A 21,403-nucleotide genomic window follows, 5' to 3' on the forward strand; every position below is an offset into this window, starting at 1 on the left:
GGCGTCATCTGCCCGGTCATCTGCCGCGTTTCCCGCCGCCCTTACCGGTGTCCTTGGGCGGAACCGGGCGGCCCTGCTGCCGCCCGTCGCCCTCGATCTCCTTCTGGTCCCCGTCCTCGTGCTTGCCCACTCGAACCTCCATGTACGGATTCCTCACCCGCGCCCTGCACCATCGGCCGCGGACTCACCTCGCCACGATGACGGCCTGGGCGGAAGGAGCAGCATCAGCGCCGCGAAGACCGAGCTCAACTCGCGTGTACGACAGCGGCCTCCCCGGGAGCCGGCCGGTCCTACATCGACACGACGCTCCTTTTCCAGACGTCGGTCCCAATGAGCTTTACCTCAAGGGGCTTACCTCTCCGACAGTCCTCGACCGATGCCACACCGTGACGCTATCTCGTGATGGTGTGGCCGGAAGGTGAGAAAGACGAACTCCCTGACCGAGCCGGCCCAGGAGGACCCACGCGGGCTCGATGCGCGCCGCCAGGTGATCGAGAGGATGTGCTGTCATGAACCCGATGGACATCGAGCACCTCGACGGCGACGCCACCCGCGACCGGTTCGACGAGATCCAGGCGGTGTACGCCGAGTCGTTCCCGCGCTACGACCTGGGCGACTACCGGACCCGCATGAGGCGTCAGCTCGCCGCTCCGGGGTTCGAGGCGGTGACGGCGCGGCACGAGGGCGCGCTGGCCGGTTTCGTCTACGGGCTGCCGTTGTCGGCCAGGACCTCCTGGTGGGAGGGCCTGGATCCTGCTCCGCCCGCGGGGTTCACCCAGGAGACCGGGCGCCGCACGTTCGCCGTCATCGACCTGGCCGTGCGGCCGGCGCATCGCCGCCGAGGTCTCGGGCGGCGCCTGCTGGAGGAGCTGCTCGCGGGACGGCCCGAGGAGCGCGCCGTCCTGGCCACCGCCCCGCACGAGCACCAGACGCAGGCGATGTACCGGCGGTGGGGCTGGCGGCCGGTCGGTCGTGCGCCGGGCGCGGCAGCCGCGACCCAACCGTGGTTCGACCTCTATCTGATCGCCCTGCGCTCCGCGCCCAGCAGTTCCCGGTAGGCGACCAGGGCAGCGGCGGCGCGGCCACCGCCTGGGACGGCGTCGACCACCCGATGGGCCAGCGGCGTGGGTGGGCAAGGTGTACCGCCGGGTGGTGTCGAGCCGGACGTGGCGATCGGGCCTCAGCCGGATCCCGTCCTAAGGCCCCCATGATCCGGCGGAGGTGGTCCCGGGCCGGCGGCTCGATCCGCTCTTCCCGCAGGCGCCCCAACGGCACGGCGCAGACCCGGTCGACCTGCCTTCCTTCGCGCACACCTTGACGGCCAGCCAGTCCGCGACCGTGTCGGCGTCGGCGACCGTGCACTCACTGAATCCGAAGTACCTGCGGATGCCCGCGCGATGCGCCTTGATTTCCGGCCATCCCACTCATACAGCCCGACCTCAGACGCTGGAACGTTGACCAGGCGGACGACGTAGGAGGCGGCTTGGTCGGGGATCTCGGCCGTCGGGGACCTGCCGTTTACCACGACGAACCGCAGCAGCAACGCAAGCCCGAATTTCGTCGCACCCCGCCGGCCGGACAGCTGATCCGGCTCGCCCCCGACCAGCGCCCGGTTCCCGACAAGCTCGTCCCCGACCAGCACACGCACCACGCGGCACAAAGACCTCTCACGAAACGGGCAGCCAAATCACCACACGCCCATGAATCTGGATCAATACTGGCCGTACACGATCACCCACGCACCACGATCAAGGAAAGTCGCTCCACGGCTCTCAAAGCACTCCCGCGGCGACTGAGCGCTTCAGTCGGCCGGATGGCACACGTGCAAGGGTAAGGGAAAACGAGCCCCGGAGGTCAGCAGACAACCGTATTGAGGTGACATATCCTCCAAATGCCTTACCTCATCAGTTGGGCAGGCCGGGCCGACGTCAGTCGGCGGGTGATTGGGCGCCGCCGACAGTCGGCGGCCCGGCCCATATCCAAGATGAGGTGAGGTGGGCAGACATGGCGAAGGAACGAGCTCCTGATCGAAAGGGGCGAAGTCTGGAGTGGTTTGGACGGTTGGGAGTCGCCCTCGGCGCGCGAGCGCTCTGGGCCCTGATCGAGAAACTGCTCGTCCGCCATGGGATCGGCTCTTGAATCCGTAAGGATCAAGACCGATCCAGCAGAGAGGGCCCCCGCGCACAGCCCAGTCATGCGTGGGGGCCTTTCCTTTCGCCCACTACTCCGCCATAACCGCTGAACTGGGCGAACTCAATCGCGTACACCTGGTGGCACCAGACTTACCGGCGCTCCTACACGACGTGGGCGTGGCGGACGCCCTCGGACACATCGCCCGCCCGCACGTGACCGGCGACACGCAGCAGGTCGAGGTGGACAGGCATGCGCGGCTTGTCGGCAGGCAGGATCTGCCTGCCGTCGGCCACGCGGCGTCGAGTCGCTCGCGGTCACCGGTGCAGGCGTCACCCATTCCTGGGCGTAGCGCAGCCGGTCCTCGGCCCACCCGGCGACCGACCGCAGGTCGTGGTCACCGGCGCTGGCAGCCGCACGAAGACTGTCTCACAGGCGCGTAGCTCGCTGGCGGCCTCACTGACGGCGGCCTACGGTGATCGGTCAACGGCGAGCAGTGGGGTGCACGCTGCCCGGTTCCGTCGGAGGCGGCCGCCGCCACAAGACACCGGGCGCCCCGGCGTTCCGCCCAGCGCACCGAGTCGCGCTCTGGGTCGTGATGGTCAGGCTTTGGTAGCCGACACGGAGTGCAGGGGCAGGTCGATCATCATCACGTCGAAGTGCGGGGAGTCGGGGAAGGGTTGTGCCCTCGCCGCCTTGTGCCAGCCCCAGCGCGCGTACGCGCGCTGCGCCGCTTGGTTGTCCTCGCGGACCAGCAGCGTGGCCCGCTGCTCACTCCTGCCCTCCAGCAGGGCATTGTGCAGGGCGTGCGCCACGCCCTTGCCCTGCCACTGCGGGATGACCATCAGCTCGTTGAGCGCGAAGGTCCGCGTCCCGGTCTCGATGGTGAATCCGTCCGGGACCGGCGTCGTCAGGCTGTTCCACCAGCGCGTCTTCACCGGCAAGGTGCAGCCGAACGCCTGCCCCACTGGCTCAGTGCCCGAGCGGGCGACGACGATCTGGAATCCGGGCACCTTGACGTAGCCGGGGAAGCGTTCGATGAACCGGTCGGCGGTGTAGAACGGCTGGTCGATGACGTCCTGGTGGGATGCAACGAAGACCGGCGCGATGACGCTGTCGAGGATGTCCTCCGCGTCGGCTGGGCCGTAGCGGGTGAAGGTGAGGTCCGCGGTCACCGGTCTCCTGTCGCCGCGAGTAGTTCCCGCACCTGTCGTATCGACGGCCGCTCAGCCTCCGCAGGGGCCGCGAGCCGCAGCGAAGTCATCGCGCTGCCCTGGAGAAGTCCGTCGTTGCGTTTTTCGGCCGGCAGGTTCTCCAATACCCGCCTCATGTGGCGGGCGCCCTCGTCGATGTCTCCGGTCACGAACAGGGCTCCGGCGCGGTGCATCTCGATCTGTCCGCGGAACTTCCAGCTCTGCTCTGAGGAAGCGCCCAACGCGGCATCCTGGGCGCCCATCGCCGCTTCCACGTTTCCACCCGTGGTGTGGACGAGGCTGGTGACGAAGTGCAGACGGCCGGCCGACCAGCCCCAACAGCTTCGTTCGGTCAGCACCGCCTCGGGCAGCCGCTCGAACACGCCGCGCAGGTCATCGAGAGCGTCCTTGGCCTCGACATGGCGGCCGAGTTCGGCGAGCGCCTGAGCCTTGGCGGCGTGCCCGCTCACGACGCTTTCGGGTGCGCCACGTCCTAGTTCGATCGCTTCCTCGGCCGCCTCCAGGACCGACAGGCGGGGCGTCTGCGTGTAGAGGGAGATGACGGCGGCGCGGCCGCGGATGCGTGCCGCAGCGGTGTGATCCCCGGTCTGGTCGGCAGCGCGAGCAGCGGTGCGCCACCAGCGGCGCGCGGAGCGCCCCTCCCCCAGGTTGGTCAGATTGATCGCGATGAGCGCGGCCATTTGCGCGGCCACGTGGACCAGGCGGGTCTTGGCGGTTCCCTGGGCGGATGAGAGCAGGTTCGTCAGTTCGGTGAAATCCGCTGCGAGTTCCGGCTGGAGGACCGTCGCCGGGGACTGGCCGACCTCATGAGCGTAGTCGTATGCGAGGCGTTCCCATGTGTCGGCGTCGCGGTCGCTGGCGTCTGCGGCGACCGCGGCCTCGAACGCCTCACGCAGCGGCTCGGCGTCTCGGGCGAGCGAGCCAGCGGTAGCGGCGGTGGCCACGAGGCCACCAAGAAGGGTGCGACGTTTCACGCTCTCATTGTCGTCGCCCGCGATCGGTGGTCCAGGGGTCCCGGCCTCCAGTGCGGTCCGGGCAAGACCCACAAGGCGACCATCACCGCCGTAGATCTCGTCAGAGCGTTCGGCCCTCGCTTCTTCGAGGTCGCCTCCGCCGTCCCGTGAGGTGCCTGCTGCCTCTTCATGCGGACCTGGCTGAAGTCCCAGGAGCCGACCGGGAATACCGAGCCCGTCGCGGAAGGATTCGAGGTCTTCGATCGAGTAGCGCTTCCGGACGCCGCGCCATATCCGGGAAACGTTGGCCTGCTGCGTGTTGATCAAAAACCCGACGGCCTCCTGCGTCAGCCCCGTCGCCTTCACATAGATCCGCAACACCGTCTGAAGGTCTTTGCGGTCCAAGGCTTCCCGCATCGGCGACTCGGTCCAGAAATCGGCCGGGAGCGCGGGGCGCTCGCCTACCCGGGCGCGGGCCTCCCACGCGCAGGACCCGCAGCGTTCACCAGGACTGTAGCGGTTGAGCCGTTCTCCACATTGGGAACACTTCGACGATTCAGGCATTTCACGCAACCCCTGACCAGGACGTATACACATCCTCATAGTCACATGAGTGTTGTTGGCGTGCACGCAAGTTCGCTTCACTCGGAAGCACGGGGCCACACACCAACCACTCATCCCGTAGTGGCCTGATGAATCACCTCGGTGTGTGGCCTCGCCCCCACAGACAGATCGGTCCCGCACGCGGCGCTCTGACCACCGGCCGGGATCTGACCGGAAGCGAGGCCCGACTGTGAGAAAGCTACAGCAGTCGCCACCAACCGACGCAGACAGAACCTCACCGCGTGCGGCTTCTCCGGACTGGTCGCTCCTCCACACCGATTCCGGCCGGTGGTGGACGACGCGACCGACCGGACACACCCCTCCAGGCAGACCACCGGCGCGCGTCCACGTCCGCACCGAACCGCGCGCCGCCTGCACCGATCGGGTCGTTCAGGGCGCACGCCCCCACGCCCTCGCCGCGCCCAATGGCCAGCCGCGCCGATCCGGTTCCCCTCGGGGCATGCGGCGCGAGTCGGCCCCCGGCCGAGAGCGGGTGAACGACCGGTCCGCCCCAGCGGCCCAGAGCGTGCGGCGCACCGCCGATGACGGCCGACAGCCTCGCCCTGGGGTTGCCCTCACTCGCTGGGAGCCGGCGGCGGTGTGCGGGCCGTCTTCGAACTCACGTTGAACTTGTGGACATGGCCGCGTCCGCCGCGAGCTTCCGGTGTGTCCACGCCCTGGTCCCGGGTCGCGTTCCCGGGGCCGGGTCGGGCGGCCTGGCGGTACAGGTGACCGCTCGGACCGCACGGGCTGCCCGGCCCTTCTAGCGGCGGTGGCGGGACGCTCTCCCAAAGCAGTCCCGCCACCGCTCTCCACTCCGCCTTAAGCCTCCGTCTATGTCAGGTGATTTCGCCATGCCCATGTTCAGTTCTGGCTTCGCCGGGGGCGGCCCGGGCCGCAGGGGGCGGCCAGGAAGGTGCTGCAGTGCTGGCTGCCGCGTTCGTCGCTACCGCTGGCTGAACCACCGGAGGACGGTCGTTTCAGAGAGTTCGGAGGGACAGGTAGGGCTGCGGGCCGAGGATTGAAGGGGCATCGCCTCGTCGCACGCCCGGTAAACATGGGTGGCCAGGTATTCGGCCGGCGGTGTCGAGGTGGGATCGGGGAGAAATCCGATTTCTCTATTGGTCGAATGCGGCCTCCGTGGGCGGCTCTTCAGCTAGTCGCGAAGGCCGAGCCAGTGGGCGAATCCTCGGACGGTTCCTTTTGCTTGGCGTTCTGTGCGTCCGATCATTTGCATGGTCTCTCTCACCTGTGGGTGGAAGCGGGTGTGTTGCGGAGAGATGCTGCGGGCCTGGTAGAGGCATTGCAGGGCTGCTTGTGCATCGCCTCGCCATGCGTGGGCGCGCGACACATCGATCCAGTGGTGGGAGCTGCGTTCGCGTGGAGCCGATTCTGGGAGATGTACGTTGTCTGCCCGGTTGAGTGCGGCGGCGTCGTCGCACAGTTCTACGGCCAGGCTGACGCCCCAGATGGCCACGTTGGTGGGGCCGAAGTAGAGGCGGTAGTCGTCGCGGTCGACGCCGACGATCTGTGCGGCTTGTTCGGCGTGGCCGTAGTACTGCCAGGTGGCCAGCTCGGCGTCGGGCTGGCCGGAGCGGGCAGCGACCAGGGCGGCTTTGAGGTGGAGGTTGCCCCATACCGACCATACGCGTGGTCGTTCCTGCTGTTGGGCTGTGGCCAGGTGGGGTTCCAGTCGCCCCAGCGAGGCGTCCATCAGAGCGGCGGCCGAGGAGCAGTCACCGGCGACCATCAACTCTCCGGCGCGCAGGTATTCACCGACATGCACCGCCAGGGGGTCCCCGGAGCGTTCCGCGACCCATTCGTAGCGGTCGGTGGTGAGGCTGGACAGGTCGATGTAGCCCATCTTGTAGGCCAGTTGACCGGCGGCGGCATAGGTCTCGGCCAGCAGGCCGTAGACCTGCTCCTGGAGGCGGCTCTGGTAGGTGTGGGCGGCCATGCGGAGGTCCTGCAGAAGGCCCGGCAGTATCTCGCCGAGCGTCAGCAGATTGACGCCGTGCCGCAGTTGCGCGAGGTCGGCGACGGCCGCTCGCAGTTCGTCGAGCGATTTGGGCGCGCGGTCATGCGTGGGCGGCAGATTGTAGGCCGACAACTCGCGCCGCAATACCGCGACGTGTTCGTGCATTTGCGCGTCGGTGGGCGAGTCGGGCGCGTACGGCTGCCCGGTGATCTGAGCGATGTCGACCTTCAAGGCCCGAGCTGCGGCCGAGATGAACCCTGGCGTGGCTGGAGTATGCCCCGATTCGACCTTGGTGACCATGCTCAGCGAGTAGCCCGAACTCGTGGCCAGGCCAGCTTGCTTCATGCCCTGCGCCTTGCGCAGAGCCGCGATCCGAGCGCCGGCCGAGTCTTCGATCAGCACGGATCCTCCTCCCTTGTCACCTGTGACGATCATTACTTGGGCGGTCCCTGTCAGTGTGCCCCGTTTGTCGCCTCGCGACTTTCAACAACATTGAAAGTCGTTGCTCTTCTGGCGCATCTACAGTCCCGGTATCCACGTCGCCGCAACCAGCACCATGGTGAGGAGAGCCGTGATGGGCGAGCGCGAAGCACTCGAACAACTCCGCCGCAAGCTGGGCGAACACGGTGTGGCGACCTGCGCCCTGCGACCAATGCCCGACGGCCTGTCGTTGACGGTTCTGGTGAACCTGATGGTCACGCACGACGGCACCGACTATCGCTGGCGGGAGGGTCGGAAAGAGGCCTCCCATCCCGGCAACGACCCAGGGGGCGCGGCGGCCGCTCTGGCCTCGCTGGCCCGGCGGCTGCGCGTTCCAGCGTTCCAGGAGGCCCCCGAGCAGCTCGCGGACGACGCACCATGACCACCTTGCCACCATCCGCCTGTCTCAGCTCCCACCCTCCGCGCAGTGTGCCCCGCCACCACGCTGGGCGGGACGATACGAGCGCCGCCCGGTACGACGAGCACCTTCCCGGCAAACCGTCCTACCCCGCGGACGGTGCCGCATGAGCTTGAACAAGCAGCCACGAGACACATACCGGCCCCAGAGCGCGGACCTGGAGGTCGGGCGGGCCAGTGCGGCGGGAATGTACAACGTGTACCAGGGCGGCCTGGGACTGGTGTGGGCCGACTGGGACGCGGCGCAGAAGGTGATGCGCGCCGGGCGCGGCGAGGTGCCGATCGCGGCGCGGGAGAACGCCCGGTTCGCGGCGCGGGCGGCGGCGTGGGCCGCGCGGGCCTACGGGATCGAGCAGGTCCTGGACATCGGCGTGAGCCTGGTGGAGGGCATCCAGGTGCCCACGGTCGAGGAGGCCGTCCGCGGGGCGGTCCCGGCGGCGCGGGTGCTGGCCTGCGACAACAACCCGGTCGTGATCCGCCACGCCCAAGCCTGGCGCGGATCCCCGGACTCGGGGTATGAGCATGTGTTCCTCGGCGACGTGCGCGCCGTCGAGCAGATCCTGTCGCACCCGGAGCTGACCCGCCGGTTCCGCCGGGACCGGCCCGTGCTGGTCGCCCTGGTGGCGGTACTGCATTTCGTCGCCGAGGCCGAGGACCCGGTGGGGATCCTCACGCGCCTGGGTGAGGGGCTGCCTGAGGGGTCGGTGCTGGTGTTCTCCCACGCCTGCGCCCCCGAGGCCGACCCGGCCGCGGCCGCGATGGCCGCCGGATACGAGAACGCCAGCAGCGACCTGACCTTCCGCACCGAGCCGGCCGTGGCCGCGATGTTGCAGGAGGCGGGCTGGGAAGTGACCGACCCGGGCGTGACCGATGTGCAGCGGTGGGCGCCGCCCGGCGAACGCTACCGGGGTGAGCCCAGTCCTTCGGTGCGGGTGGTGGGCGCGGTGGCGACCCGGCCTCGGGTGGGCGGCCGCGCGGAAAGCCGCGCACGAGCGGCCCGATCGGAGCGGCGGCCATGACCGGCGCGGGCGCGGGCACCGGCGCGGCGCTCGCCGGCAGCGTGGCCGACGGCGGGGCGCGGACGCCGCGGCTGTCGATGGCGCGGGTGTGGGCCGCTTGGGCGGGCGATCCCCGTTCCTTCGCGCCTGAACAGGGTTTCGGTGCGCGGGTGCTGGAGCGCTACCCGCAGGTCGCGCAGGTGGCGGCGCGGCGGGTGCGGTTCGGTACCGCGGCGGTGCGGGCGATGCTCGCCGAGCACGGCATCGAGCAGTTGCTGGTCGCCGACGCCGACCTACCGCCCCGCGCACGATCGCATCACCAGGTCCACCAGGTCGTCCAGGCCATAAATCCGCGGGCCCGGACCGTGTACGCCAGCGGCGACCCGATGGTCATCGCGGCCCTGACCAACGCCGTCGGCAAAGCCGGGGCAAGCTGCGCGTTCGTCGCCGCCGGGCTGGAGTCCTGGCGCGACATGCTCAACAAGGCGTTCCCGCTGTTGGACCTGCGCCGTCCCGTGGGCGTCGTTTTGATCAACAGCCTGGATCCGCTGCCCGGCGACCAGGCCGCGGCCATGCTGCAGACGCTGCGGGGGGTGCTGGCCACCGGCAGCGTGCTGGCGCTCTGCCATCTGACCGGCGACCCCGACTTGGACCTGGCGCTGCAGGACGCCGCCGCCAACGAACACGTGACTGACCCGCCGACGGTGCGCAGCCCCGCGACACTGGAGGCGCTCACCGAAGGCATGGACGACCTCACCTCCGACAACCTCGCATCCGACACCGCCCCCCAAGGTGTGACGCCGGAGGGGACGGCCTCCGGCGGTACTGCTCCCGGTGTCGAGCCCAGGCCGCACCGGGACCTCCCCACGCCCCAAGGGGCGGGTGAGCCTACGGTCGGGTTGTGGTGTGCGCTGCTGCGCGTCCCCGTTGCCCTCCCCGAGGGGTGGGCCGAGCCGCACCCGCTGGCCTCGATGGTGGTGGGCTCCCCGCCCGCCGGCCGGGACTGGGCCTCAGGGTCGATCCCGACGGACTGGATGACCGCCAGGGTCGGCCCCGAGCGGCCGAACTGGCCGCGGATGTGGCAGTGGTGGCTGGGCGGCGCCGACGGCTACGCCGCCGACCAGCACGCGGCCCGGGTCTTCGCCGGGCTGGTCCCCGGGCTCGTTGCCGCCGTCCGCCGCGCCCGCCGGTTCCAGGCCCGGCTCGTGCGGCACCTGGCCCAGCAGGGCCTCACGCAGTTCCTGGACGTCGGTGTCGGGCTGCCCGTGCCCGGCGACACCTTGCAGGTCGCCCGGCAGGTCACCCCGCACGCGCGGGTGGTGTTCCTCGACCGCGACCCGGTGGTGATGGCGCACGCGCGGGCGCTCCTGGCCGGCGACCGCGACGACCAGGGCGGCGTCGGGTTCGTGGAGGCCGACGCCGCCGACACCGCCGCCGTCCTCGACCAGGCCGCCGCGACGTTGGATCTGGACCGGCCGGTGGCGGTGCTGCTCCTCAACATCCTCCACGGACTCGACCGGGAGCAGGCCCGCGCGGTCGTGACCGGGCTGGCCGCGCCGCTGGCGCCGGGCAGCCACCTCGCGATCGCCGACCTGACCTGCGAGGGGCCGGGCGAGGCGATCGCCCATGCGATACGCGCGGTGCAGGAGTTGGGCGCCGACCCCATCCTGGTGCGCCCGGCCGGTGACTTGGCGGACCTGCTGGGCGGGGTGGAGGGGCTGCGGGTGCTGGATCCGGTGATGCCGGTCGCCCGATGGCGGCCCGACCTCGCCCTGGACGAAGGCCCCTGGCCCGCCTGGCCCGCGCGGCCCGCAGCGAGGGATGGACGCGATTGGCGTGAGCGACTCGATCAACTCCACTGCAACACCCCCGCCCCCTCCTCCACCTCTGACCGCGACGCCGCCGGCACGGCCAACGCCGCCGACGCCGATACGGGCGCCGATGCGCAGGCCGAGGCAAGCGGCGACGTCACCGATGCGGTGGACGCCTCGTGCGTGCTGGCCCGCAAGAGCGGCCAGGCACCATGACCCCGCCCACGACTGCACCCACGACCGTGCCGACGACCGCGCCCACGACCGTGCCGAGGACCGTCGCCCCAGACCCAAGCCCCGGCCTAGGCCTTGGCCCATGCCCGCGCCGCGCCCCCAGCCCGCCCGTCCCCGCACCCCAAGGAACCAACGTGGCCTCCACCCCTGAGCGCGAGCCCGACACAGGAGCCGACACCGGAACCGCTGCCGGGGCGCAGGATCCGCGCATCGATACCTCGGTGCCGCATTCGGCGCGGATCTGGAATTTCTGGCTGGGCGGTAAGGAGAACTACCCGGTCGACCGGGCGGCCGGGGAGGCCTACCTCCGCGTGTTCCCCGGCATCGTGGACCTCGCCCTGGCCCAACGCCTGTTCCTCAGACGCGTGGTGCGCGAGTTGTCCACGCGGGGCATCCGGCAGTTCCTGGACCTGGGCACCGGGCTGCCGACCCTCGACAACACCCACGAGGTCGCCCAGCGCATCACCCCCGACGCCCGGATCGTCTACGTCGACAACGACCCGCTGGTGCTGGCGCACGCCCGCGCGCTGCTCACCTCCACCCCGCAAGGCGCCGCCGCCTACCTCGACGCCGACGCGTGCGACCCCGACCTGATCTTGGAGCGCGCCGCGCGGACGCTGGACTTCGACCGGCCGGTCGCGGTGATGCTGCTGGGCATCCTGGGCCACATCCACGACACCGCGCAGGCCCGCGAGGTCGTCGACGAGCTCGCGAGGCATCTGACGTCCGGGTCGTATGTGGCGGTGTGCGACGGGATCGCCGCCAGCTCGGGCCGCTCCCAGGCCCACGCCCACTACACCGCCACCGGCGCCCTCCCCTACCGGCTGCGCACCCCCGAGGAGATCGCCGCGTTCCTGGACGGACTGAACGTGCTCGACCCCGGGGTGGTCGCGCCGAACCTGTGGCGCCCCGAAACCGAAGCGCTGGGGCCGGTGGCCGTGGTCGAGGCCCGCGCCGGGGTGGGGAGGGTGCGGTGAGCGGCGCCGATGACCTGGGCCGGACACCCCCGTCCCGGGCGCTGCCGGGGCCGGAGACGCCGCCGCCCTTCATGGCGCGGCTGTGGGAGCTGTCCACCCGCGACGGGGTCGACTGGGTGGCCCTCACCCGCAATCTGCTGGGGAGCGCCATCGATGACACGGTGCCCCACCCCCCGCGGTTGTGGAACCACTGGTGCGGCGGCAAGGACGCCTTTGCCATCGACAAGGAGTTCTGCGCCTACGCCGAACACTGGTACCCGCACATCACCGCCGTGGCGGCGGCGCGCAGAACCTTCCGCGCCCGCGCGGTCCAGGTGATGCTCAACGACTTGGAGGTGGACCAGCTGCTGGTGGCCGGCACCGACCTGCCGCTGTTCCCCGAGGTCCGCGACGAGGTGCACCAGGTCGTCGAGGACCACGCGCCCTGGGCCCGGATCGTGTACGCCGACGCCGACCCGCACGTGATGCAGCTCGCCCGGGTACGCCTGCCCGGCGACCTGGACGAAGGCGAGGCAGGCGGGCACATCGACGCGGGCCTGGAGGATCCCGGCGCGGTGCTGCGGGGCGCCGCCCAGGCGCTGGACTTCACCCAGCCGGTCGGGGTGCTGCTGTCCACCAGCCTGGACCTGCTGGACGACGTGCAGGCCGTGCACGCCCTGCGCGCCCTGCGGGAGGCGCTGGCGCCCGGCAGCCCCCTGGCGATCAGCCACCTGGCCGCCCTCACCGACCAGGGATTCGGGGCCCTGTGCCACAGCCCGCCCGGCGACCCCGCACACGCCGAACGCATGTCGGGACTGCCCCGGCCCCGCACCCACGAAGGCGTGCGCGCGCTGTGCGCCGGCCTGGACCTGCTCCAGCCCGGCATCGTCCCGGCCAACCGGTGGCGCCCCACCCAGCGGGACCTGGCGCAAGAGCCCATCGATCTGTGGTGCGCAATCGGCCAGATCCCGACCCCCACGGCCACGGCATGACCAGGCCGCGCGACCGATGGGATGAGAGCGCGGCGATGTGGACCGGCCCGATCTGTGGAGGGGCTTGATGACGGCGGCCGAGCGGGACCGCGAGGAGCACGCGGCCGAGTACGCGCGGCGGTTGGTGGAGTGCCTGACCGGCCGCGGGCTGCACGCGAGCATCCAGCCCGCCCCGGGCCTGCTGGAGGCGACGATGGGGGTGCGTGCGGTGGCGCCGGAGCAGACGGTGGTGGCGGTGGTGGCGGCGCGTGATGCCCGCCCCGCACCCCACCAGGCCCGCTGGGTGGCGCTGCGACCGGCACCGCAGCCGGCACCGCAGCCCCCGGCGCCGTCGGCGCGGGTGCCGGGGGGCGGTCGCGCTCGCGGGTTGTTCTGGCATTGGCCGCGGCCCTTGCACGGGCACTCCGGCGCCGGGCGGTACTGGTTCCAGCCGTTGCTTCCGGCCGCCGATGTCGAGGGGGCCGCCGCCGCGATCGCGGTGGTGCTGGAGGTCCAGGCGCGTGAGCGGGCCCGCGCCGCGCACACGCCGGCCTCGGGGATGCCGGTGGCGGAGGAGGCCGACAGCGAGGTGCTGGACTACGTCGGGCGCGGCGTGCATGCGCTGACCAGCCGGACGCTGGAGCGCCTCAAGGGCGCCCAGAACGATCTGGAGGACCCCGACCTCCTCGACCACCTCTACCACGTCGACCATCTGGTGACGCAGATCCGCCGGGCGGCCGAACGGCTCGCGGTGCTGGCGGGCCGCACGGCGCGGCGCGCGAGCGTGCCGCTGCCGGTCTCCACGGTGCTGCAGCAGGCGATGGCCGAGGTCGAGGCGTTCCACCGGGTGAGGGTGAGGCTGCCCGAGCGGGACATCACGCTGGTGGGGCACGCCGGACCGGCCGTGATCCATGTGCTGGCCGAGCTGCTGGAGAACGCGACCCGGTTCTCCCCACCCGACACCACGGTGCAGATGAGGTCGCTGCCCACCCCTGATGGCCTGGGAGTCGAGATCTGCGACCAGGGCCTGACACCCTCGCCGCGCAAACTCCAGGACCTGCAGCAGATCCTGACCGCACCGCACCAGATCAGCGCACGCGACCAGGTCCGCCAAGGGCAGATCGGCCTCCTGGTCGCCGCGCTGCTGGCCGCCCGGCACGGCATCCAGATCCACCTGCGCCCCCAGCCCCCCGGCACACGCGCCCTGGTCATCCTCCCGCCGACCCTGCTGACCTCCGCGCCCGCGACCAGGCTCTGGCCCTCGCCCCCTCCTGCCCCTCCTGCCCCTCCTACTGTGCGGATCTCACCCGCCCTCACCACCGACGCCCGCAGCACGGCCCCGCCCGGCCCGCCCGCCCCGCCCGGCCCGGCTGTCGCCCCCACGCCTTCGCCGGTTCCAACACCGGCCGGGCCGCCCTCACGCCCCGCGCAAGAGGGCCGCCCTCCCCTTCCCCAGCGCCGCCGTCCACCGGCCGCCTCCCCCCGACCGGGAACGGACCCGGGATCTGAACCGGGTCCAGCCCCGGGGGCAGGGTCAAGGTCGGCGCCCTCGCCGGATCTGGCGGCGCGGTTCACCGTCGGCGCCGAGCGCGGACACACCGCCGGGCGTCCAGAGCCCGCCGCGCACACCGAACACGTCCAGCCCGTCCAGCACACCGAACCCGTCGACGACTGACGCCCGGCCATGCCGGCCATGCCGACCGCGCCCACTCCTTCGACCACACGGTTCCTTCCCCACGGAGACACAGTGCCCTTCACCTCCCCGCCCGCCGGGCCGTCGCCCACCCAGCCCCCGGTGCCCGCAGAACCGGGCCCGACGAACAAAACAGATCACGCAGACAGGGCGGACACGGTGGTCCCAGACCAGAGCGCCGCCTCGGCCTTGCAGCCGGTCCCCCACCCGGTCCCCCAGCAGCGCATGCACCAGTTGAGCGGGATCCTGCAGAACTTCACCGGGCGGGTCGCCGGGGTCACCGGCGCACTACTGGTGGGGCGGGACGGGCTGAAGAGCGCGTTCACCGGCATCGACCTCGACCAGGCCGATCGGGCGGCCGCGTGGCTGAGCTCCATTCACTCCCTGGCCCGGGTGGCCGCTCAGCAGGGCGGGTTCGAGGGCGGCGGGCTCCGGCAGGCCGTCGTGGAGCACGATATGGCCCTGGTGTTCCTGATGAGCACCGACCACGCCGTCCTGGACCTGGGCGGGGACGTGGTGGGATCCGTGCTGGGGGTCTGGGCCAGGCCGGACGCCGACGTCGGCGTCATCGCCCACCAGATGAGCCTGCTGGTGCGGAGCGTGGCCGAGCACCTGGTCGAGGCGACCCGCGGCGGCGACCGCACCCACGACGGCCACTGAGATGGCCACCGACACCCCCGCCACCCCCGCCACCCCCGACGTCCCAGGCCGCGACCCGCGGCACCCATTTGGTGGCACGACTCCGCCCGCGCCGCGTCCGCCGTGGGACGCGCCCTGGGCCAGCTACCCCGTCGAGCAGGTGCGGCCGTTCGCGCTCATCGGCGGCCGCACCCGCCCCCGGCACCCGATCCAGCTCATCACCCTGCTCAGCGCCAACAACCCAGCCGACCAGGCGGCAGATGACACCTTCGGCGGCGCGCCTGGCAACGCGGGAGGTGGCGCGGGCCGTGGCGCGGCCGGTGACGCGGGCGGTGAGGTGGCGGCCGGTGTGCTAGTCCAGGGGCGGGTGCCGGAGGCCGATCTGGTCGTCGGATTGTGCCGGGAGCGGCCCCGCTCGCTTGCCGAGATCGCCGCGCGGATCGGCCTGCCCGTCCAGGCCGCCAAGATCATCGTCAGTGATCTGCTGGACGCCGGTGCACTGGTCGTGCCCCCGCCGCTCCCCGAGGACCGCGATCGCCGGCAGCTGCTGGAAGCGCTGCTGACCGGCCTGGAGGCGATGTCCGATGTCGCCTGACCACAACCCCACCCCCGGCCCCTGCACCCCGATGAAGATCATCATCAGTGGCGGCTTCGGGGTCGGGAAGACCACCATGGTCGGCGCGGTCAGCGAGATCGAGCCGCTGTCCACCGAGGAACGCCTCACCCAGGCCAGCGGCGGCCTGGACCCGCTGACCGGGATCGAGGGCAAGACCACCACGACCGTGGCGCTGGACTTCGGCCGCCGCACCCTGCACCGCCAGCGCATCGAGTTGTACCTGTTCGGCACCCCCGGCCAGCCCCGGTTCTGGTTCCTGTGGGAGGACCTAGTCACCGACGCCTGCGGCGCCGTGATCCTGATCGACACCCGCCGCCTCGCCGACAGCTTCGAACCGATCGGCTTCTTCGAGCACCGCGCCATCCCCTTCATCATCGCGATCAACGACTTCGCCGACGACCCGCACCGCTACTCCCCCGACGAGGTCGCCCACGCCCTGCACCTGCCCGCGCACGTACCCGTCGTGCGCTGCGACGCCCGCGAACGCCACTCCACGGCCCGGGTGCTGGCGGCCCTGATCACCCACACCCTCACCCACCAGCACCAGCACACGCCATCCCCGTCCCCATCGCCCGATGGAGTCCCCACGTGAACTACGACACCGACTCCGGTCTGCCGGTCTCCCGCTGGCACGACCAGGCCGCGCAGCGCGCGGCACTGCACGCCGAACTCGGCCTAGGCGCACCCGACACCCGATTCGATGAGTTCGCCGACCGCATGGCCGCCGCGTTCGTCACCGCGCTCGGCCGGCACGGCCAGAGGCTGTACGCCATGGTGAACCTGTTCACCGATCACCAGCAGCTGTTCGTCGGCCTGCACACCCCGCCGGGCCTGCGGCCGGTGAGCCGCACGATGAGCCCCGACCACGGGTTCTGCCCCGCCCTGCTCGCCCGCACCAAGGCCCTCGCCCTCGCCGACGTGTGCGCCAATCCCCAGTTCGCCTCCAACCCGGTCGTCGACGGCCTGGGGATCCGCACCTACACCGGCGCACCCCTGATCCACCCGCCCACCGGCACCGTGCTGGGCACCGTCTGCGTCATCGGCCCCGACCCCGCCCCCCGACACACCCGCGCCACCGCGCTGGCGCTGATCAAGCAGCACCGCGACGCGCTCCTGGACGAATTCATCACCCCCACCGCACCCACCGCAGCAATGGCGGGCGGTGCGGCGGGCGGTGCGGCGGGCGGTGCGGCGGGCGGCGCAGGCCGCGAGCGGCCCCGCTGAGCGGCGCCGCAGCGGCACCCCGCCCTCTCACCGGCCCCGGCCACGGCCACGGCCACCGGCAACGCCTCCCTGCAGGGACCCTCACGCGCATATGAAAGGGACGTCGATGTCCGACACCGAGTTCGAGACCGAGTTCGAGACCGACGACCACCGGCGGCTCCGCGAGCAGGTCCGCGAGTTCGCCCTCGGCGAGGTCGCGCCCCGCATCGCCCACATGCAAGCCCACCCCGCCGACGTCGACACCCACCTCGGCGCGCTGATCGCCCAGAACGGCTGGATCGGGGCGACCATCCCCACCCGCTACGGCGGGATGGGCGCCGGGCACCTGGCCAAAACACTGATCATCGAGGAGCTGTCGCGGGTCAGCGGCGCGGCGGGCATGATCGCCCAGGCCTCCCAGCTCGGCGTCGCCAAGATCCTGCACTTCGGCAGCCCGGAGCAGCAGCAGACCTGGCTGCCGCTCATCGCCGCCGGCGAGTGCCTGCCCACCATCGCCGTCACCGAACCCGAATCGGGCGGGCACGTGCTGGGCATGCGCGCCACCGCCCGCCGCGACGGCCACGACTGGGTCCTCAACGGCCGCAAGGTCTACATCGGCAACTCCCACATCGGCCACCTGCACGGCGTGGTGACCCGCACCGACGACACCACCCCCGACCCCCGCCGGGACGACGCCTCGGCACTGTCGGCGTTCCTAGTGGAGGCCGACCGGCCCGGCGTGCACCTGGAGCCCCACCAGCCCGCCACGGGAGTCCACGGGTTCAGCTTCGGCGACCTGGTCCTGCGCGAGGTCCGCGTCCCCGCCGCCAACATGATCGGCCGACCCGGCGACGGCCTGGCCGTCGCCTACAGCTCCTCCATCCTGTACGGGCGACCCAACCTCACCGCCGTCGCCTTAGGCCTGCACCAGGCCATCACCGAGTTGACCCTGCGATTTGCGCAAACCCGCCGCCGCTACGGCGCTCCCCTGGCCGACCTGCCCACCATCCAGCACAAGATCGGGCAACTCCACCACCGGCTGATGACCGCTCGCCACCTGGCCTACCAGGCCGTCCACCGCCTCGACCACCTCCACCACCACCCGCTGCAGGACGGGCGCCCCCGCCCCTGCGACGACGAGTTGATCAACGCCAAGTACTGGGGCGTGCAGGCAGTCCAGGACGCCGCGCGCACGGCGATGAGCATCCACGGCGCGGCCGGGCTCCGCACCCACTACCCGCTGGAGCGCCTGGTCCGCGACACCTGGCACCTGGACGCACCCGCCGGGACCAGCGACATCCAACTCCACCGGCTCGCCCAGACCGCGCTGGGCGGCACCGGCCACCCCGCCTGGTCACAGCGACTCGCCCACCTCATCACACCGCCCGCCCCCGAGCCCGAGCCTGAGCCTGAGCCTGAGCGCGCCGCCTAGCGCGCCTCCTGCCTTCAAGCCGCCGCAGAGGCCGGGGACCCCACCCCGCACCTGAGCTCCCCGCGCTCTACGGCCCCCCGTGACCACCGTGCGCAACGAAAGCGAGCCCACCTGTGTCCGATCCCGGCATCGAACACGCCGCAGCGATCAGCCGCCTCATGCAGGCCGCCGTCAAGACCGGCGCCGTCTGGGCGCGCACCTTCGCGGTCGCCGCCCCCGGCGGCCCGCCCACCGACGAGATCATGGCGACACAGCTCAACCACCTGGAGCGCGGCCTGCCCCCGCTCGCGGTGGTCTGGGTCCGGCACGCCCGCTCCTTCACCGGCCACAGCGAGTACCGGATCGTCTGCGGCGGCGACAGCCACGAAACCCTGACCACCTACCACCGGTGGACCCTGGAACTGGCCGACCTGGTCGAGCGCAGCTCCACCCCCTGGAACCGGCTCCAGGCCGCCTGGCTGCGGCGCACCGCCGCCCACCACCTCGCCCTGCAGTTCCACAACACGGCGCGCGGCGAAATCGGGCTCCTGGACGACACCGAGCTGACCGAACTAGACGCCCTCATCTTCCAGGGCGGAATGGGCTCCCTCACCGCCGCCGACCTCACCGCCCTCCGCACAGACCGGCCCGCCCCGACCCCGCAGCACTCCCACGACCCGCACGCGCGGGCAAGGCCACCCGCGCCCCCGACACCGCAACCCCCGCCCCAGCCGCCCCAGCCAGCCCAGCCGCCGGGCCGAACCCACCCCCACAACGCCGCCGATGCCGACCACTGACACCCCCGCCCGAGCCGCCGCTCCCCGACACCACCCCACCGACCCCACCGACACCACCGACACCGGCCGACCGCACGCCGCCCACACCGCTCCCCAGATCCAGGCAACCCGGCAGGTCCGCCCCCTGCCCAGCCGCGGCCCGGCCGCCGAACCGTGCGCCCGCGCCATGCCGGAAGGTGACCGATGAGCACGCTCCCGGACCGCTACCGGCAGCTTCTGCGGGTCCTGGCCGCGTTGAACATCACGCTGGTGCGCGCCGAGCCCGCCAGCGACCAGGTGCCCCGCGGTGAATGGCCGATCGCGTCCCACCCCTCGCTGGCGGTGCGGGAACTGCTGGAGGAGGCGCTGATCGCCGACGCCTACTTCACCACCGGCCGCACCCGCCCGGTGGAGCTGCCCTACGGCACCTACATCAGGCACGTCTACGCAGCCTCCGCGCTCATCGACGCCGCCGCGTTCGCCACCACGCCGGCCACTGCGCCGTCCGGCTCGCCGCTGACGGACTGGATCCACCAGCCCATGACCGACACCCCCGACGGCAACCGCGATCGCGCCCGGCACCTGCTGCGCACCGTGGCCGCCGGCCACCGCGCCGAGCACGCCCGCTCCCAGCAGCCAGGCCTGACCGGACCCGAACGCCGACTGGCGGCAGCCCACCTTGAGGGACAACGCCAAGCCTTGGACGCGCTCGCCGCCGCCCTCGCCCACATGCCCGACATGCCCGCCACCGACGTCGACCTGCTGGACCCGCCGCCCGACGCCGCCCCCAGCACCCCAGACCCCGCAGACCCCGCCCAGCCCGACGCAGCGCAGCCCCGGCGGGTCGTCCGCTCGATCGTCTCCGGATGGGAACCGCTCACCTGACCCCACACCGCCTCCCGAACTGCCGCTCCAGGGGACGCCCGTCACGGCGGTCACCTGCGGCGCGACGCCCATGATCCTTCCTCACCCAGAAAGCGAGACCTTGTTCTTGTCGCCGACCCATCCGCCCCTGCCAACGCGCACGGCGGCCCTCACGGTGTCCACCGGCGCGGGCCCGGTCGCCCCGCGCATCACCGTCCCCACCCCGAGCAGGCCGTTCCCGACCATGCCGTCCCTGACCGGGCCTTCCCTGAGCGGGCCGTCCCTGACCACCGACCGGGAGGGCTGGTCGTAATGCCACTCGGCAGCACATCAAAGCGGCCCGGACGCCCCTCTTCGCCTCCTGCCGATGCGGCGCCGCCGTCGGCGACCCCCGGTGCCCGCACAGCCACCCCGGTGAGCCGGTGGCTGGACTCGCCACCGTCGGCCCGCGATCTTCCCCCGCTCACCGGCCTCCGGGGCTACCTGACCGCCTGCGCCCTGCTCGCCGTGCTGCTGGGACCTGACCTGGTCAAGCGGATCGCGGTCGGCGCCCACCTGGCTGGCGCGCCCGCCTGGGTGACCTGGCCCCGCCACTGGCCCGCCGCAGCGATCTACGGGGCGGTCCTGACCGCCACCGCGGTCTGGCTGCTGGCCCTGGAGGGGCGCCGTGCCCGCCGCGCCGATCCCGACGGCTGCCGCCCCGTGCTGCCGACGGCCGCGGCGGGCGGGGTGGGCCTGCTGGGGGTGGCACTGTGCGCCCTCACCGGAACCGGCCGGGGACAGACGTGGGCCGACATCATCGGTGTGGTGGCGGTGGCGGGCGCCGGAGTGTGGCTGTGCCTGGGGGTCGCCCGTGATCGCGGCATCAGCGCCGCGCAGATGGGGATCGCCCCGCCCTGGGCCGCCGACCGGCCCGGCCGCATCCAAGCGGTCACCATCGCCGCGATCTCGCTGTCAGCGTGCGTCATCGGCACCAAGCTCCTCATCCCCCACCAGATGAGCTTGCCGGTCCCGACCATGACCACCAGCCAAGCCGACCTTCTCGGCGGCACGGACCTGAGCTTCCGCGTCATGGGCCTGGCCGCCGGGTTCCGCGAGGAGACGGTGTTCGTCGCGGCCACCGCGGTCATGCTCACCGCAGCCGGGCGCCCCCTGCGGGAGCTCTACGCGGTGAGCATGACCGCGCGGATCCTCTGGCACGCCTACATCGGCGTCCCCGCACTGGGCGTGGCCCTGTTCGCCGTAGCCAACCTGTGGCTGTTCACCCGCACCCGCCGACTCACCCCCCTCATCACCGTGCATCTGGCCTACAACGCCCTTTTGGACTACTGGCCCCAAGGCCTCACCTACGTCCTGGTCCTACTGATCTTGGCGGCCCTGCTCCTGCAGGCCGACGCCAGGCCCGCACACCGGTCCGGGAAAACCCCATGACCAAGCCCAGCGACAACGCGGCATC

General features: G+C 71.8%; 19 protein-coding genes. 15 read left to right on the top strand and 4 right to left on the bottom strand.

Annotated elements, in window-relative coordinates:
• Window positions 1–16: 16 nt before the first annotated feature.
• Entirely contained in the window at window positions 17–142 is a 126-nt protein-coding gene (locus tag GNZ18_RS43430) for a hypothetical protein (protein WP_281378215.1), read from the bottom strand.
• Between the two features lie 367 nt (window positions 143–509).
• Between GNZ18_RS43430 and GNZ18_RS34435 the strand changes: the two genes are divergently transcribed.
• Window positions 510–1,058 carry a GNAT family N-acetyltransferase gene (locus GNZ18_RS34435; RefSeq protein WP_156220824.1) on the top strand — a complete coding sequence of 183 codons (549 nt, stop codon included), beginning with the start codon at window positions 510–512 and terminating at the stop codon, window positions 1,056–1,058.
• A gap of 1,674 nt (window positions 1,059–2,732) precedes the next feature.
• Here the strand turns inward: GNZ18_RS34435 and GNZ18_RS42750 are convergent.
• From GNZ18_RS42750 to GNZ18_RS34450, 3 genes are all read right to left on the bottom strand, one after another.
• Entirely contained in the window at window positions 2,733–3,305 is a 573-nt protein-coding gene (locus GNZ18_RS42750) for a GNAT family N-acetyltransferase (protein ID WP_216651538.1), read from the bottom strand.
• Complete coding sequence (locus tag GNZ18_RS34445; protein ID WP_156220825.1) at window positions 3,302–4,714, bottom strand: hypothetical protein; 1,413 nt, start codon at window positions 4,712–4,714, stop codon at window positions 3,302–3,304. Before GNZ18_RS34445 ends, GNZ18_RS42750 begins: the two co-directional genes overlap by 4 nt.
• Before the next feature lie 1,342 nt (window positions 4,715–6,056).
• Window positions 6,057–7,280, bottom strand: a complete 1,224-nt coding sequence (locus tag GNZ18_RS34450) for a helix-turn-helix domain-containing protein (RefSeq protein ID WP_216651539.1) — start codon at window positions 7,278–7,280, stop codon at window positions 6,057–6,059.
• A 172-nt stretch (window positions 7,281–7,452) separates the two neighbouring features.
• On the opposite strand from GNZ18_RS34450, the gene GNZ18_RS34455 reads away from it, so the two are divergent.
• The 14 genes from GNZ18_RS34455 to GNZ18_RS34520 all read left to right on the top strand — a co-directional run bounded on the left by GNZ18_RS34455 (window position 7,453) and on the right by GNZ18_RS34520 (window position 21,378).
• Window positions 7,453–7,740 (top strand): hypothetical protein, encoded by a 288-nt coding sequence (locus GNZ18_RS34455; protein WP_156220827.1) that lies wholly within the window; start codon window positions 7,453–7,455, stop codon window positions 7,738–7,740.
• Between the two features lie 142 nt (window positions 7,741–7,882).
• The gene (locus tag GNZ18_RS34460) at window positions 7,883–8,794 is read left to right on the top strand and encodes an SAM-dependent methyltransferase (RefSeq protein WP_156220828.1); all 912 of its coding nucleotides are present in this window, start codon (window positions 7,883–7,885) and stop codon (window positions 8,792–8,794) included.
• A complete protein-coding gene (locus tag GNZ18_RS34465) occupies window positions 8,791–10,800 on the top strand; it encodes an SAM-dependent methyltransferase (RefSeq protein WP_156220829.1) in 2,010 nt (669 codons plus the stop codon). The genes GNZ18_RS34460 and GNZ18_RS34465 overlap by 4 nt, the downstream gene beginning before the upstream one ends.
• Before the next feature lie 152 nt (window positions 10,801–10,952).
• Window positions 10,953–11,795 (top strand): SAM-dependent methyltransferase, encoded by an 843-nt coding sequence (locus GNZ18_RS34470; protein WP_312874900.1) that lies wholly within the window; start codon window positions 10,953–10,955, stop codon window positions 11,793–11,795.
• On the top strand, window positions 11,792–12,766 hold the full coding sequence (locus GNZ18_RS34475) for an SAM-dependent methyltransferase (protein ID WP_156220831.1): 975 nt from the start codon (window positions 11,792–11,794) through the stop codon (window positions 12,764–12,766). Before GNZ18_RS34470 ends, GNZ18_RS34475 begins: the two co-directional genes overlap by 4 nt.
• A 67-nt stretch (window positions 12,767–12,833) precedes the next feature.
• On the top strand, window positions 12,834–14,420 hold the full coding sequence (locus tag GNZ18_RS34480) for an ATP-binding protein (RefSeq protein ID WP_156220832.1): 1,587 nt from the start codon (window positions 12,834–12,836) through the stop codon (window positions 14,418–14,420).
• 177 nt (window positions 14,421–14,597) lie between these two features.
• The gene (locus GNZ18_RS34485) at window positions 14,598–15,098 is read left to right on the top strand and encodes a roadblock/LC7 domain-containing protein (protein WP_173390978.1); all 501 of its coding nucleotides are present in this window, start codon (window positions 14,598–14,600) and stop codon (window positions 15,096–15,098) included.
• A gap of 1 nt (window position 15,099) precedes the next feature.
• The gene (locus GNZ18_RS34490; RefSeq protein ID WP_156220834.1) at window positions 15,100–15,672 is read left to right on the top strand and encodes a DUF742 domain-containing protein; all 573 of its coding nucleotides are present in this window, start codon (window positions 15,100–15,102) and stop codon (window positions 15,670–15,672) included.
• Window positions 15,662–16,285 (top strand): GTP-binding protein, encoded by a 624-nt coding sequence (locus GNZ18_RS34495; RefSeq protein ID WP_246250955.1) that lies wholly within the window; start codon window positions 15,662–15,664, stop codon window positions 16,283–16,285. Before GNZ18_RS34490 ends, GNZ18_RS34495 begins: the two co-directional genes overlap by 11 nt.
• A complete protein-coding gene (locus GNZ18_RS34500) occupies window positions 16,282–16,917 on the top strand; it encodes a GAF domain-containing protein (protein WP_216651540.1) in 636 nt (211 codons plus the stop codon). The genes GNZ18_RS34495 and GNZ18_RS34500 overlap by 4 nt, the downstream gene beginning before the upstream one ends.
• 106 nt (window positions 16,918–17,023) lie before the next feature.
• Complete coding sequence (locus GNZ18_RS34505; RefSeq protein ID WP_156220835.1) at window positions 17,024–18,328, top strand: acyl-CoA dehydrogenase family protein; 1,305 nt, start codon at window positions 17,024–17,026, stop codon at window positions 18,326–18,328.
• Window positions 18,329–18,441: 113 nt separating this feature from the next.
• The gene (locus GNZ18_RS34510) at window positions 18,442–19,104 is read left to right on the top strand and encodes a hypothetical protein (RefSeq protein WP_156220836.1); all 663 of its coding nucleotides are present in this window, start codon (window positions 18,442–18,444) and stop codon (window positions 19,102–19,104) included.
• A 183-nt stretch (window positions 19,105–19,287) separates the two neighbouring features.
• Window positions 19,288–19,968, top strand: coding sequence for a hypothetical protein (locus tag GNZ18_RS34515; RefSeq protein WP_156220837.1), 681 nt, complete (start codon window positions 19,288–19,290; stop codon window positions 19,966–19,968).
• Between the two features lie 393 nt (window positions 19,969–20,361).
• Window positions 20,362–21,378, top strand: a complete 1,017-nt coding sequence (locus GNZ18_RS34520; RefSeq protein WP_173390979.1) for a CPBP family glutamic-type intramembrane protease — start codon at window positions 20,362–20,364, stop codon at window positions 21,376–21,378.
• The last annotated feature ends 25 nt before the right edge of the window (window positions 21,379–21,403 follow it).

Source organism: Actinomadura litoris, from assembly GCF_009733595.1.
Lineage (GTDB): Bacteria > Actinomycetota > Actinomycetes > Streptosporangiales > Streptosporangiaceae > Spirillospora > Spirillospora litoris.